The sequence below is a fragment of the Dickeya aquatica genome (assembly GCF_900095885.1).
Classification (GTDB): domain Bacteria; phylum Pseudomonadota; class Gammaproteobacteria; order Enterobacterales; family Enterobacteriaceae; genus Dickeya; species Dickeya aquatica.
The window spans coordinates 4219811-4233927 of sequence record NZ_LT615367.1; the positions used below are offsets into that span (position 1 = coordinate 4219811).

At 55.9% G+C, this 14117-nt stretch carries 12 protein-coding genes, 4 tRNA genes and 1 pseudogene; all 17 read right to left on the reverse strand.

What is annotated here, in order from left to right:
* Nucleotides 1–54: 54 nt before the first annotated feature.
* On the reverse strand, nt 55–1212 hold the full coding sequence (locus DAQ1742_RS19140) for an amidohydrolase (protein ID WP_035344873.1): 1158 nt from the start codon (nt 1210–1212) through the stop codon (nt 55–57).
* An 83-nt stretch (nt 1213–1295) separates the two neighbouring features.
* Entirely contained in the window at nt 1296–2057 is a 762-nt protein-coding gene (locus tag DAQ1742_RS19145; RefSeq protein WP_035344876.1) for an amino acid ABC transporter ATP-binding protein, read from the reverse strand.
* Nucleotides 2058–2066: 9 nt separating this feature from the next.
* Nucleotides 2067–2738, reverse strand: coding sequence for an amino acid ABC transporter permease (locus DAQ1742_RS19150; protein WP_035344879.1), 672 nt, complete (start codon nt 2736–2738; stop codon nt 2067–2069).
* Nucleotides 2739–2813: 75 nt separating this feature from the next.
* Entirely contained in the window at nt 2814–3587 is a 774-nt protein-coding gene (locus DAQ1742_RS19155) for an amino acid ABC transporter substrate-binding protein (RefSeq protein ID WP_035344882.1), read from the reverse strand.
* Nucleotides 3588–4124, reverse strand: a complete 537-nt coding sequence (locus DAQ1742_RS19160; protein ID WP_035344885.1) for a GNAT family N-acetyltransferase — start codon at nt 4122–4124, stop codon at nt 3588–3590.
* 11 nt (nt 4125–4135) lie between these two features.
* Nucleotides 4136–5500 carry an adenylosuccinate lyase gene (gene purB / locus DAQ1742_RS19165; protein WP_035344888.1) on the reverse strand — a complete coding sequence of 455 codons (1365 nt, stop codon included), beginning with the start codon at nt 5498–5500 and terminating at the stop codon, nt 4136–4138.
* A gap of 224 nt (nt 5501–5724) precedes the next feature.
* A complete protein-coding gene (locus DAQ1742_RS19170; protein ID WP_035344891.1) occupies nt 5725–6060 on the reverse strand; it encodes a nuclear transport factor 2 family protein in 336 nt (111 codons plus the stop codon).
* Between the two features lie 138 nt (nt 6061–6198).
* Nucleotides 6199–6275 (reverse strand) — tRNA-Pro (locus DAQ1742_RS19175).
* 51 nt (nt 6276–6326) lie between these two features.
* Nucleotides 6327–6412: transfer RNA gene (locus tag DAQ1742_RS19180), tRNA-Leu, on the reverse strand.
* A 20-nt stretch (nt 6413–6432) separates the two neighbouring features.
* A tRNA-His gene (locus tag DAQ1742_RS19185) sits at nt 6433–6508 on the reverse strand.
* Nucleotides 6509–6582: 74 nt separating this feature from the next.
* A tRNA-Arg gene (locus DAQ1742_RS19190) sits at nt 6583–6659 on the reverse strand.
* Between the two features lie 158 nt (nt 6660–6817).
* Nucleotides 6818–8211 (reverse strand): annotated as a pseudogene (thrP, locus tag DAQ1742_RS19195) (bifunctional threonine/serine APC transporter ThrP).
* A 284-nt stretch (nt 8212–8495) separates the two neighbouring features.
* On the reverse strand, nt 8496–9233 hold the full coding sequence (gene wecG, locus DAQ1742_RS19200; protein WP_035344895.1) for a lipopolysaccharide N-acetylmannosaminouronosyltransferase: 738 nt from the start codon (nt 9231–9233) through the stop codon (nt 8496–8498).
* A complete protein-coding gene (gene wzyE / locus DAQ1742_RS19205; protein ID WP_035344898.1) occupies nt 9226–10554 on the reverse strand; it encodes an ECA oligosaccharide polymerase in 1329 nt (442 codons plus the stop codon). The genes wecG and wzyE overlap by 8 nt, the downstream gene beginning before the upstream one ends.
* Nucleotides 10547–11626: a TDP-N-acetylfucosamine:lipid II N-acetylfucosaminyltransferase gene (locus DAQ1742_RS19210; protein WP_035344901.1), complete on the reverse strand. Its 1080-nt coding sequence runs from the start codon at nt 11624–11626 to the stop codon at nt 10547–10549. Before DAQ1742_RS19210 ends, wzyE begins: the two co-directional genes overlap by 8 nt.
* A gap of 87 nt (nt 11627–11713) precedes the next feature.
* On the reverse strand, nt 11714–12961 hold the full coding sequence (gene wzxE, locus DAQ1742_RS19215) for a lipid III flippase WzxE (protein WP_035344904.1): 1248 nt from the start codon (nt 12959–12961) through the stop codon (nt 11714–11716).
* Complete coding sequence (rffA, locus tag DAQ1742_RS19220) at nt 12961–14091, reverse strand: dTDP-4-amino-4,6-dideoxygalactose transaminase (protein ID WP_035344907.1); 1131 nt, start codon at nt 14089–14091, stop codon at nt 12961–12963. Before rffA ends, wzxE begins: the two co-directional genes overlap by 1 nt.
* Nucleotides 14092–14117 lie beyond the last annotated feature (26 nt).

Genomic DNA, 14117 nt, shown 5'->3' on the forward strand with positions numbered 1-14117 from the left:
CAATGCCGACGACCCGCGTCGGCATTGCTTGTTTATCTCAATCAATCATACCCGTCACTGCGCTGACAACTGCTCCAGGCTCTGCGTGGCCAGTTGATACAGATAGTGCGCAGTGGGAAACAGCGCCCGGTCGTCCACCCGAAATTTAGGGTGGTGCAGCGCGTAAGGGCCGCCGGAGCCGACCATCATGAACGTGCCCGGTAGCTTTTGCTGGTAGAACGCAAAATCTTCACCAATCGGGCTCGCCTCGACACGGCGCGCCTCGAACCCTTCGGCATCGGCCACCTGTAGTGCAAACTCCACCCAGCGCGGTGTATTGACCACCGACGGTGGCCCGGCGTGCCAAATCAGCTCTATCTGCGCACCGAAGGTGCTGGCAATACCGGCAACAATCTGGCGAAAGCGCTGCTCGATGAGTTCACGCGCTTGCTGGCTAAACGTACGTACCGTCCCTTCGAGATAGGCCGTATCGGGAATGACGTTCCAGGTGCTGCCGCTGTGTACCTGGGTAATCGACACCACCGCGTTATTATCAGACGGTACGCTACGGCTGATGATGGTCTGCACCGCGCCAATCAACTGCCCCAGAATGATGATAGGGTCATTGCCTTCATGCGGCTTGGCAGCGTGGCAGCCTTTGGCGGCAATTTTGATTTCAAAGCGGTCAACGCCCGCCGTCAGCGCGCCGTCTTTACCGCCGATAACGCCAACCGGTAGCGTCGGGTCGTTATGGATACCGAAAATCGCCGCCGCACCATCGAGTGCACCGGCGGCAATCACTTCGGGAGCACCAAGGCCGGTTTCTTCGGCAGCCTGAAACAGAATGCGCACGGTGCCCTTTAATTCCGGCTCGATGCGTTTTAGCAAAATCGCCGCACCCAGTGCCGCCGAGGAGTGAAAATCATGGCCACAGGCGTGCATCACACCACTGTTTTTTGAACTGAACTCCACGCCGGATTCTTCTTCAATCGGCAGCGCGTCAATGTCAGAGCGCACCACGACCAGCGGGCCATCCTGCAAACCGCCCACTTCCGCCACCAGACCGGTTTTCAGCGGCAACGCCAGAACGCGGATGCCTTCTTTTTCCAGTACAGCGCGAATTTTACGCGTGGTTTCAAACTCCTGATTCGATAACTCAGGATGTTGATGCAAATCGTGCCGGAATGCCTGAATAAATTGAGCCAGCGGCTCGTACTGGGCATGCTGTTTCATGCAGGGTGACTCCTCTTTTTTTTCTCGCCCTGTCACTCAGGGCAGCCCGACTAATGGGGCTCGCAGGTGAATGATGTTATCGATTAAATATCGAACTCGGGTGGTTCCTGAATCTGGGTAAGCTGGCGCAGGAAACGGCGCGTTTGCGGATTATCAGAAAAGCTGATCACCTTCTCCGCTGGCCCTTGCTCAACGATATGGCCCTCCGCCATAAAAATCACCCGGTCAGCCACCTCTTTGGCGAATTGCATTTCGTGGGTGACTATCACCATCGTGGTGTTCTGCCCGGCAAGGTGTTGAATCACCTGTAAGACTTCATGCACACGCTCCGGGTCGAGCGCCGAAGTCGGTTCATCAAATAAAATCGCCTTCGGATCGACCGCCAGCGCGCGTGCGATACTCACCCGCTGTTGCTGCCCCCCGGAGAGCGTCACCGGGTATTGGTGCGCCTGTGGCCGTAACCCCACGCTTTCCAGCAGCGCCAGACCGATTTCATCGGCCTGTTTTTTCGGCATTTTTTTCACCACAATCAGCGCTTCGGTGATGTTCTCCAGTGCCGTTTTATTCTTAAACAGGTTGTAGTTCTGAAACACCATCGCCGTTTGCCGCCGCAGGGCATACTCCTCACGGGTGGTATAACGGCGCGTATCCAGTGACTGCCCGCCAATGCTGATAACGCCAGACTCGGGCTTTTCCAGCAAGTTCAGGCAGCGCAGCAACGTGGACTTGCCCGAACCCGACGGCCCAATAATCGCCACCACTTCGCCCTCAGCGATATCCAGGCTGATGTTATCGAGCACCACCTGGTCGCCAAAACGTTTGGTCAGGTTTTTTACGCTAATCATAGGGGCTCCTTAACGCTGCCGTGAGTGGCTCAGTTTCTTTTCCAACTGGGTCTGAAGCCAGGAATAAACCATAATCAGCATCCAGTAAATCAGCCCCACCACCAGGAAGGTTTCGAAGAAACGCAGTGATTCGGCAGCAATCATCTTCCCTTCGGCAAACAGTTCAGATACACCGAGTGCAAACGCCACTGACGTATCTTTAATCAATGAAATAAACGTGTTACCCGTTGCCGGCAGCGCATTGAGCATCGCCTGAGGCAGCACGATACGGCGGTAAATCTGCACTTTACTCATGCCAACCGACAGCCCGGCTTCGGTCTGGCCGAAATCCACCGATGCCAGCGCCGCACGGAAAATTTCTGCCATATACGCCGAGTTTTTCAGGCTAAAGCCGATGATCGCCGCCGTCATGGCTGACAGGCCGTTAAGCGCAGGAAACAGTTGCGGCAGACCAAAATAGATAATGAACAACTGCACCAGCGAAGGAATGCCGCGAAACAGTGAGATGTATAACTCAACCAGTTTCACCAATACGATAAAGCGGCTTTCGCGCACCAGCGCCAGCACCAACCCCAGCACAATCGCAAACAGCATTGATACCACCGCCAGTAACAGCGTGGTGGGTAAGTACATCAGTACCTGGGGAAAGACCTTTAACAGGTAGGAGAGATCGATATTCATGAACCATACCATTACGGGCGGCAGCCACACCGACGAAGATGCAGCGACCACCCGGGGAATTGAGTGGGCGACGGATTATTTGGCCGCCGTAATATCCTCACCAAAATATTTCACCGACAGCGCTTTCAGGCGGCCATCATTGCGCATTTTGGTGAGTTGGTCGTCAAACTGTTTGCGCAGCGCATCACCCTGGCTGTCCTTATGGAAAGGAAAACCAACCTGCTCGACCACCAACGGCTCACCCACCATCTTAAACGGCAGATTACGCTTATTGATTTCCGCCAGCAGAATCGGGCGCGAGTTGATATAACCTTCAACACGCTTGGCCAGCGCATCGCTCATCGCACCATCACGGGTTTCGTAAGTACGAATCGTGACGCTGCCATCAGCAAAGGCCTTTTTCAGGTTGTTGACGTGGTTAGAGCCCAGCACGCCCGCCACGGTTTTCCCTTTCAGGTCATCGAGCGTATTGATGTTGGTGTTGTCTTTGTGCGTAACAATCTGGCTGCCGTAGTAGCTATAAGGCGCAGAGAAGCTGTATTTTTCCTGACGCGCCGGCGTAATCGCTACCACATTGGCGATGGTATCAAGCTTACTGGCTTCCAGTTGCCCCATCAGGCCACTGAAATCTGCCGTCACCCATTCAACCTTGTAGTTCAAATCCTTGGCTATGGTTTCTGCCACTTCGACATCAAAGCCTACCAGCTTGTTATCCTGTTTGAACGCGCTTGGGTAGCTCTGCCCGGTCGCACCAACACGCAGCACTTTTTCACTGCTTTTCTGTCCATCACAACCCGCTATCAGGAAAGCCGCTGCTAAGGTGAGTGCTGATAAAGTTATTTTTTTCATTTAGGTCTCCGATCTTGGGTGTGTTTTTTTCCACTGGGTATAACGCTGCGGGTCGAGCACTTTTTCCATAAAGATGGTTTGGTGTCCTTTACCCAAATCAGCCTGACACACGTCCTTGAATCCATAATTTCTGTACATCTCAAGTAGCCAGGGGTGGTTTTTCGCTGTCCCCAGCGACACCGCCGGTGCTTTTAATTGCGTCAGCAGAATGTCCTGCTCCAGCCAGTTCAGCATCTGGCGGCCTAACCCTTGCTGTTTGAAGTCAGGGTGTGTGGCAAACCACCCGATGTGCGGTAATCCAAACGGCCCAGGCTCCGGGCCCCACGGATAACGAATGGAACATGAAGAGGCGAAGCGCCCCTCTTTTTCCATCACGTAAACACCGTTGTTTTGAATATGAAAACGGATCCGTTCAATATCCGCATAGGCGGCATCAAACCTGAGCCCCATCTCACGCACCGGGGCATACGCCGCCAGTGCCAGTTCGAGAAAGGCGTCATCATCCGCCAAAGTGACCTGGCGAAATACTGTGCTCATGGCCGCTCCCGTCACTCAGCCAGCAAGCCGATATCATCGGCATAGCGAATCACGTCGTCGACTTTTTGCGGCGCGCTGCCAAGATAATTTGCCGGGTCAAGCCAGGCTTCCAGGGCTTGTTCGGTGAGATGTTCAGATAATACCGGGTGCTCCAGCAGTACGCTCTTGAATGCACGATTCTGCTCAAACGCCGCCATCGAACATTCATACACCAGATGATGGGCGGTCTGCTTACCGAGAAGTTTGCCAATTTCGAACATCACTTTCTCAGACAGCAGCAGGCCGTTTTGCAAATCCAGATTGGCACGCATCTGTTTTTCGTTAACTGACATACCGCGCAAAATACCGAGCGCATTTTGCAACTGCGCCGACAGATAAATGTTGATTTCCGGCAGGGCTATCCACTCCGCACGCCAGCTCATGGCATCACGCTCATGCTCGACTTTCATCGATTCATGAATCAGCGCCGCGCTCTTGAACAAGGGAGCCGTCAGGCTCGCCAGCCCTTCGAGGGCCGCCGGATTGCGTTTATGCGGCATCGTGGTCGAGCCAATTTTCCCCTCAGAGAACGGCTCTTCGATTTCGTTGATTTCCGTGCGCATCAGGTTGTAGAGCTCGTTACCGATTTTACCGAGCGTCCCGCTGATTAACACGGTAACAGACGCGTATTCAGAAAAACGATCGCGCGCAGACTGCCAGCCGATGTTCGGGGTATTCAGGCCGAGACGGGCAAGGGTATGACGCTCAATTTCCGGCCCCAGCTCGCCAAACGAAGCATAAGTACCGATAGCGCCATTGATATTACCGACCAGCACCCGATCACGAATTTCATTCAGACGTTGCAAGTGACGGACGAACTCGTCCAGCCAGACGGCCAGCTTAAAACCAAACGTTGTCGGCAGGGCCTGCATGCCGTGGGTTCGACCGGTCATCAGAGTATATTGGTGCTTTTTCGCCAGCCGTTTCAGTTCAATCGCCACCAGACGGGTATCGCGCGCAACGATGTCAAACGCCTGGCGCAATTGCAGCACGGTAGCGGTATCCACCACATCCTGCGTGGTGACGCCGTAATGAATGTACTCTCCCGCTTCACCACACTGTTTTTGAATAGCGGCAATGGTCGGCATCAGCGAGTGCTTCATGCGGGCCGCATCTTTGGCGATATCTTCAACATTAAGCGCCGCCGCATTGGCGCGGGACGCAATGGCATTGGCAGCCTCTGGCGGAATGACACCTAATTCACCCTCAGCCTGCGCCAGCGCAATTTCCACCTCGACCTGACGGGTCAAGCGGTTTTGCTCTGACCAGACATCACGCATTTCTGGTGTACCAAAATTGTTACCAATAAGAAGAAAGTCAATCAGATGTGATGCCATAGATTACTCGTTAGATTGTAATAATGGGGGAATGGAGGCGGGCCGAGACGTCGCTGTTGTTTGTCGATAACTATAGCACTGGCGATATTCGCACCGATATATCGCTTCGATATAACATATTCTTTATGGTTTTATAATCACTATGGAAATTACTTCATTTAAAATAACCTGCCGAACGGCCCATGCGCGATGAAGGTGCCTTCATCACGACATGAAATGCATAATTAAGCAAAATAGAACCGAGCGCTGGTGATCAACCCCGCATTAACCTCAAACACAGCGATGCTCTCGATAGGCTGTTCAGCTATGCCATAAATTTTTTCATGATCAAAGACATGGCAGCCCAGCACGGTACGGGAGATCAGTTCGGCTCGTAGAGCGGGATTATTAAAACGGTGATCGCGATAAAAGCGCTCCAGGGCTGCTTTTCCGCATAGAGAGGGGTGATCGCCGGGCATGCGATACGCCTGAAAATCATCGTGAAAGCAGGCGGTGAATGCCGCCAGATCGTGTGCGTTATAAGCGGCAAACTGTTTTTCAACCGGGGTTAACACTGACATACAAACCTCATTTAAATTCTATAAAAGTGAATATAAATTCAAATGATATGTACATCAGCCGTAGCCAAAACGCAATCAGTACCGCAAAAGACGCAAAAAAAACGGCAACCTTTACGGTTGCCGTTTTTTTTGAAGAGGTGGTCGGCGAGAGAGGATTCGAACCTCCGACCCACTGGTCCCAAACCAGTTGCGCTACCAAGCTGCGCTACTCGCCGATTTTATACCTTACTGCTCCCCGTGCTTCTGGCACGGTACAAATGCCTGTGTGGTGCGAAGAGAGGGACTTGAACCCTCACGTCCTAAGGACACTAACACCTGAAGCTAGCGCGTCTACCAATTCCGCCACCTTCGCCTGACACAAACCTTTGAATCTGGGGTGGCTAATGGGACTCGAACCCACGACAACTGGAATCACAATCCAGGGCTCTACCAACTGAGCTATAGCCACCATATACCACTGCTTAACTACGTATTTCGGTACTCGATTACGGGGTACCTTCCGCAGCTCTGCGCACAACTTAATGGCGCGCCCGACAGGATTCGAACCTGAGACCTCTGCCTCCGGAGGGCAGCGCTCTATCCAGCTGAGCTACGGGCGCGTAGCGCCGTTGCGGGTGGGGATAGTACGGACTTAGGCGAAAGCTGTCCAGTGCTTTTTTACAGAAATGATGCGTTAAAGATGCGTTTGCTTATGCTTTGCTCAGTTCTGCTCAAAACCTGCCTCAATCCGCCACTATCCCCCGGTGTCATGCCGCGGTTACTCTGCCTGCGCCTCTATTTGCGCCGTTTTTTTACCCAATCCGAGCCCGACATAGCCCAGACTGACCGCCGCCAGGACCCCCCCCCGACGACCAGCGACATCCGCGTATCTTCATTGATATACATCCCCACCAGCACGCAAAGCAAAAACGCCATCGTCAGGTAGTTGACCCACGGAAACAGGACAGATTTAAACGGATGCCCCGCCATCGCCTCGCGGTGCTGCTGGCGAAAACGCAACTGGCTAATCAACACCACAAACCACGGGATCATGCCGGGCAGCACACTGGCGCTGTAGACATACACAAACACCTTCTCCGGGTTGGGGATAATGTAATTGAGCGCCGAGCCTGCTATCAGGCAAAGAATCGACACCATGACGCCCGCCGCCGGCACGCCACCTTTCGTCACGCGTCCTAACGCTGCTGGCAACTGACGGTTGTTCGCCAGCGAATACAGCATACGACCGCAACTGTACATCCCGCTATTACAGCCCGACAACGCCGCCGTGAGCACCACAAAGTTGATGATGCCAGCCGCTGCGGTAATGCCGATTTTAGCGAAGGTCAATACGAACGGGCTGCCAGACGTGCCTATTTCGTTCCACGGGAAAATGGTCACAATCACGAAGATAGCGCCCACATAGAAAATCAGAATACGCCACAGGATGTTATTGATAGCACGTTTTAACGTTACCTGCGGATTACGTGCTTCACCGGCAGTAATCCCCACCAGCTCGACCCCCTGATACGAGGCCACCACCAGGCAGAGCGCAAACAGCAGCCCTTTCCAGCCACCAGCCAGAAAACCGCCGTGTTCGGTCAGGTTGACAAACCCGGTGGCCTGGCCGTGATTGCCGATACCAAAGAAAATGATGCCCACGCCCACCACAATCATCACCACAATGGTGGTGATTTTGATCATCGAAAACCAGAATTCGATTTCACCGTATAAACGTACCGCCGCCAGATTGGCCGCCGCCACCAGCGCAACGGCCCCGATGGCAGGCAGCCATTGCGGCAACGTTGGGAACCAATACTGTACGTACACCCCAATAGCGGTGATTTCCGAAATCCCCACCGCCATCCACATAAACCAGTAACCCCACGCGGTGAGATAACCGAAGAACGGATGCATATATTTGTGTGCATACACGGCAAAAGAGCCGGTGACAGGCTCCAGAAACAGCATCTCCCCCATCGAACGCATGATGAAGAACACAAAGATGCCAGCAACAATATAGGCCAGCAGCACCGACGGGCCTGCCCATTTCAGGGCGCTGGCCGCCCCCATGAACAACCCAACCCCGATGGTGCCGCCAAGCGCGATCAGTTCGATATGCCGCGCTTCCAGCCCCCGGTGAAGGGCCTCTTGTTTCTCTGTATTTGCCATATAACCTCTGTCTGAATGGTTCCTTTTTATGCCGGCATAAGAAGCATTATGGTTTGGCCGGCTCTCGCCCGGCAAGGCATGAGCGCCTTCCGGCCGGAAAAAACGGCCGAGAAGATACCGCAATGCACGCCGGATTCCTACTTCTCCTGTACCGGTGCATGATGAAATAAACAGCGATGCCAGACCTTGATCACAACGATAAAGCGGCTAAAAAAGTGCACATTCCCCCGGCCACGGCGGCATTCTCCCCACCCAAACGGCATGGCAAACCGACAGGACGGGCGCTAAAGCACGCCGCGCAGATACCACCATACATAGCGCACAAGCTTAAGCTGGCGACGAAAACGGGTCGGCTGAGTGAGCAGGCGATACAGCCACTCCAGCCCGTGCTGACGCCAGAAGAGCGGGGCGCGTTTTACCTTACCGGTAAACACATCGTAAGTGCCGCCAACGCCCATGTAGAGCGCTTCTGGGTATAACTGCCATGCCTCGCGGATAAATAATTCCTGACGCGGCGAGCCCATCGCAACCGTCACCAGTCTGGCGCCGCTATCACGAATGTGCGCCAGCACCTGCGGGCGTTGCTGCGCGGAAAAATAGCCATCCTGCATACCGACAATATTGACCTGCCAGCGCGTTTGCAGCAGGCGCGCGGTCTCGGCCAACACCTCTGCCCGCCCGCCCAGCAGGAACACCGGTGTGCCGGTTTGCCCGGCGCGTTGCATCAGTGCCTGCCATAAATCCGCCCCGGCAATACGCGTGACGGCAGCCCCCGGATATTTGCGGCGCACCGCGCACACCACGCTGATGCCATCAGCATAATTACAGTTTTCCGGCTGTAACATCAGCGCACGTAATAGCTGGTCATTTTCGGCGCTCACCACTTTTTCCGCATTAATGGCGACCAACACGCCGGGGCGTGGGGCATCAGCGGTGAACAGATGAGCCACGCACTGCGCCATGTCCCGAAACCCTTGCAGCGGAATACCGCGCACGTCACATTGCAGCGGTTTATCACTCATGACCCTCTCCTGACGTCACCATACCCATACGCAATAGCAACGCGTAAATACCTTTAGCCAGCAGCACACAGGCACTAAATATCAGGCAGAAAAACACCATGCGTGAGAAGAAAGCGTCCAGCCCCTCACGCACCAGCACCACCAGGTTAAATAACGCGCCGAAACAAAACGACTGCAACAGTGCCGATAACGCGCGGTTTGCGCTGTGCTGCGCGCATCGATAAAGCGCGTCAAACCCTTTAATCATCATCGCCACCACCAACGCCCCCGGCGCCAGCAGCCATGGCCCGCCCATCACCAGAAGCGAGCCCAGCACTGTCGGCGACATCGCCAGCCCGGCATGATAACCGAGTACCTCCCAGGTGAAATAGTTGGCGGTGTTCAGCACCTGCGCCGGGCGCTCCGGCCATAGCCAGGTGGGAATAAACACATAGAAATCACGCACGATTGGCGCGAGCCCCTGTAATTGCGTTTGCGGCTGGTGCTGCCATAACGTCGCCAGATTCTGCCACGGTGAGAAGGTGTCGCGCGTTAAATACAAAAACGTATAGAAAGCTTCATCGCCCTGCACAGCGAGTCGATAACGCAGCAACGCCAGCCCGAACATCGCCAGCACCGCCAGCGCGCCCGCCAACGCCAGCATCCACCAGCGCAGCCAGCGCTGTTGCAGGCCAATCAATAAAAACAGCGCCACGGCTATCAGGATATTGGCGCGCGTGCCGCCCACCAACAGGTAGGTAAAACCGCCAAACGCCGCGCACACCAGCAGAAACAGCAGCCAGGCGCGCCGGGTCTGGCGCTGGAAATACACCATCAACATCGCCGGAATAAAGAAATAGAAGAAGCGTTTTAGGGCAACGCCTGCGATATCACGCGAGAAAATCTGGTTATAGGCGCTGAGTTTAAACAGCAGCAGCCCATTGTGTGCGAAAAAGACCGCCGCTGTGCCAAACGCCACCAGCGCCAGCAGCGCGGCGCTCAGGTGCAATTCATGGCGATTGACATGCGCTAACGCACGCGGCACAGGCGCGCGTGCAGGCCATAATCGGGCGTGATAACAAACGTCGTAGAGCCCATAAAACCCTGCCGCAGAGAGTAGCGCCAGCAGCAGGTTGACTGGGTCGGCGGTGGTGATACCAAAACGGAACACCAGCACCCCGGTGAGCGGGAAGCCGAAAAAAAAGGTCAGCCAATAGAGCAGTGAAAACACCATATTAAAGGTGAAGCGGCATCGGCAGTATTCACGCCAGATTCGCCACGCCACCATGCCACTGCTGGCAAGCCACACCAGCAAAAGGCCGAGAAAATCGGCTTTAGTCACGCGAATCTCCTGCCGCCAGGGCTAACGCCTGATGCCATCCTTGCTGGTACTGCGGGGCAAAAAAGGCAATGCGCCGGGTGTCGATACGCGCCAGACGCGCCCGCGCCCGTGCGAGCGTGGCCTCATCTAATGGCGCATCGCTGAATAATACCGGCAGTTGTTGCTGCGTCAGATCCTGCCAGAACGGGTTATGACGGCTGATAACAAACGGGATAGCCAACTGAATCAGCTGGCATAAGGTGCCAATACCTTGCTGACGGTGGAACAAAAAATAGCCGAGATGACAGCGGTGCAACAGCGTCAGATAGTCCTCAAACGCAAGCGCATCGCGCAGCACTTCAATCTCATCGCCAAACAGTGCCTGTCCGCAGGCCGCCACCTGATTAATATACGCCTCATTGCCCGCCGGATAGCCCATCGGCACGATAAGCCGCACCGCCCGGCCAAACTGACGGTGGATAGCCGCCAGTGCCTCCAGATGACGGTTGCTGCGATCGCCGGAATTCCCCACCAGAATGGTCAGCGGCGTATCCGCCGGAACCGGGCGCACAGGCGCGAGCGGGCTCAGGCGCGTCGGGAAATAGAGCAGCGAAGCGGGCACCTTCGGGTGACGCTGATGAAATACCGCCATGTCGCCTTGTGTGGCAAATACCCGCCCTACGCGGCGCTGGGCATAGCGTCGCAGGCGATAAAACCACTGATAGTGCCAGCCGTGCGCCTCTTCATACAGATCCGCGCCCCAGATATGCCAGTTAACGCGCTCGCGTGCCAGCAACCCCGCCGACAGCGCCAGCCACAGCCAGGGGTTGAATTGCCCGTGGAAGAAGAAACGTGCCTCACGATCACGCCGCGCCAGCGACACCACCGCCCGCGCCAGCAACAGCGGGCCAGAGAACCTTTCTATTTCAAGCGATTGCAACGCAGGCCCGGTAAGCACCGTTGCCGACACCACCATAAACCGCCGCACCTGATGGGCGGGCAGCACCGGGCTGAGAGTATCGTTAAAAAAGCGCAGCAGCGTTTGATTATGATGGGGAATATCCGCCCCCAGCACATGGATTAGCGTGGCCATAACCGCCCGTTGAGCATTGTTACCAGCACGTTCTCTTCACCTGTTCTATCTGTGTTACCCCATGCACTCACCGCGATTGCCGCTCGATCAGCGTTGTCGGCAATAGCGCCAAAAAATAGCGCTGCACAGCAGGAAGTAAACCAGATAACTCAATAAATACGCCTGCGATGCCCCCAGTGCCCCCTGTTTGGGGATCAGCCATCGGGCAAAGCCGGTCAATAACAAAAACTGGCTGATTTCCGCCAGCCAATAATAGCGCAGCGAGGCTTTCGCCAGCACCAGATAACCAAAAACGTAAGCACTCACTTTCAACACATCGCCTGCTAACTGGAAGGCAAGCAGGTCACGCATCGGCAGGAAGTCAGCAGAAAACAGCAGCCTTATCACCGCGTCGCGCAACAGCCAGATAACGGCTGCCATCCCAGCTGCCAGTATCATGACAAAGCGCAGCGCCTGAAGCACTTCACGACAAATCGCCGACTTGTGTTGATGCCCCGACAAAGCAGGCAGCAGATAAACGCTAAAGGATGCGGTTATCAGCGACAGCCAGGCATCTGAGAGTAGGCTCGCGCCCTGCCACATCCCGACGGCGTGCCAGCCATCGAGTGCGGCCAGTTGATTACGCATCAACAGGTAGGCAGCAGGCAGCGTCAGCACGGTGATGAGCGTCATCAGACTAAAACGGGAGAGCTGTCGCACATGCGGCCACGACCACAATGGCGTCAGTGCTTGCAAACTCATTGGTATGTGCCGTTTCAGGATGAAAAAGGCAGGCACCACCCCCAGCGCAGGCATCAGCGCCAGCCCTATCAACGCCCCCTGATAGCCCCACACGCCAAGGCAAATGCCATACGCCAGCACGCCTGCCAGGCTGGCTGCCACGACTACCCGTGCGCTACCCGGTGCATCCTGAAACCCTTTCAGCGCCGCCAGCAGCACACTGGCGGCGGCGATGCCCGGTTGCAACCCGGCCAGCACCCGTATCACCGAAACGTAATCCTCATCACCAAACAGCAGGCGCGATATCCGCGCGGCCTGCCACCCTAGCCCGGCCGCCAGTAACAGCGAAAACCCGATTGCCAGCGTCACCGCAGTACCTAACCCTTGCGGTGGATGATGAGCCGCCGCCGCACTCGCCACAAGCCGCGTCACCCCGTTGGCAATACCGGCTCCGGCCATCACACCCAGCACGGTAATCAACTGACGGTAATTCCCCGCAAGCCCGACGCCCTGCGGGCCAAACAGCAGCGCGAGCAGTTTTATCACCACCAGCCCGGTGCCAAGTTTGACCAGCGTGGACGCCGCCGTCCAGAGTGACGCTCGTGCCAGCGACATCAGGCGAAAAACCCTAACACCGCGTCAATCACTGCCTGCTGACTGGCATCAGACAGGTTATAAAACAGCGGCAGGCGCACCAGCCGCGCGCTTTCAAGACTGGTGTAACGGTCTTCTCCGACAAAGCGCCCATAACGCTGGCCTGCCGGGCTTTGGTGTAACGGCACATAATGGAATACCGCCAGGATCCCGGCAGCCTGCATCTGCCGGATGAAGGCCGTGCGTTCGCGCTCATCACGCAGGCGCAGGTAGAACAGATGAGCATTGTGCTGACACGCTGGCGGCACCACCGGCAGGATAACGCGACCGGCCTGCGCCAGCGGCGACAGCGCCTGCCAATAACGCTGCCACACTGCCTGACGCCGCGTCTGGATAACGGCTGACGCCTCCAGTTGGCCCCACAGGTATGCCGCCTGCACTTCCGCCATCAGATAGCTGGAGCCAAGATCTCGCCAGGTGTATTTATCCACCTGACCACGAAAAAACTGGCTGCGGTTGGTGCCTTTCTCACGCACAATTTCTGCACGCTCGACCAGCGACGGGTCATTAATCATGATGGCACCGCCTTCGCCGCCAGCGGTGTAGTTCTTGGTTTCGTGAAAGCTAAAGCAGCCGATATGGCCTATCGCCCCAAGCGCTCTGCCCTGATAGCGGGACGTCAGCCCCTGAGCCGCATCTTCGACCACCCATAACCCGTAGCGCTGCGCCAGCGACAAGATGCTGTCCATCTGCGCGCTGACCCCGGCGTAATGCACCACCACGATCGCTCGCGTCCGGGCGGTGATGGCCGCTTCAATCAGCGCGTCATTAATATTGAGTGTATCGGGTCGGATATCGACAAAGACGATGGTCGCCCCGCGCAGCACAAAGGCATTGGCGGTGGACACGAAGGTGTAGCTCGGCATGATCACTTCATCACCCGGCTGGATATTGAGCAGCAACGCCGCCATTTCCAGCGCGGCGGTGCATGATGGCGTCAACAACGCCCGGCCTGCGCCCGCATACTGCTCCAGCCAGTGCTGACAACGCCGGGTAAACTCACCGTCGCCGCTGAGTTTGCCGCTTTGCATCGCGGCGCGCATGTACTCAAGTTCCGTTCCCACCACCGGTGGCGCATTAAATGGGATCATGTCGTCACCTGCCGCGGGTTCACGTT

What these genes read in the sequence shown, in the direction of transcription:
- DAQ1742_RS19140 (WP_035344873.1), bottom strand. Translation starts at nt 1,212, where the DNA reads ATGAAACAGCATGCCCAGTACGAGCCGCTGGCTCAATTTATTCAGGCA.
- DAQ1742_RS19145 (WP_035344876.1), bottom strand. Translation starts at nt 2,057, where the DNA reads ATGATTAGCGTAAAAAACCTGACCAAACGTTTTGGCGACCAGGTGGTG.
- DAQ1742_RS19150 (WP_035344879.1), bottom strand. Translation starts at nt 2,738, where the DNA reads ATGAATATCGATCTCTCCTACCTGTTAAAGGTCTTTCCCCAGGTACTG.
- DAQ1742_RS19155 (WP_035344882.1), bottom strand. Translation starts at nt 3,587, where the DNA reads ATGAAAAAAATAACTTTATCAGCACTCACCTTAGCAGCGGCTTTCCTG.
- DAQ1742_RS19160 (WP_035344885.1), bottom strand. Translation starts at nt 4,124, where the DNA reads ATGAGCACAGTATTTCGCCAGGTCACTTTGGCGGATGATGACGCCTTT.
- purB (WP_035344888.1), bottom strand. Translation starts at nt 5,500, where the DNA reads ATGGCATCACATCTGATTGACTTTCTTCTTATTGGTAACAATTTTGGT.
- DAQ1742_RS19170 (WP_035344891.1), bottom strand. Translation starts at nt 6,060, where the DNA reads ATGTCAGTGTTAACCCCGGTTGAAAAACAGTTTGCCGCTTATAACGCA.
- wecG (WP_035344895.1), bottom strand. Translation starts at nt 9,233, where the DNA reads ATGAGTGATAAACCGCTGCAATGTGACGTGCGCGGTATTCCGCTGCAA.
- DAQ1742_RS19210 (WP_035344901.1), bottom strand. Translation starts at nt 11,626, where the DNA reads ATGGCCACGCTAATCCATGTGCTGGGGGCGGATATTCCCCATCATAAT.
- wzxE (WP_035344904.1), bottom strand. Translation starts at nt 12,961, where the DNA reads ATGTCGCTGGCACGAGCGTCACTCTGGACGGCGGCGTCCACGCTGGTC.
- rffA (WP_035344907.1), bottom strand. Translation starts at nt 14,091, where the DNA reads ATGATCCCATTTAATGCGCCACCGGTGGTGGGAACGGAACTTGAGTAC.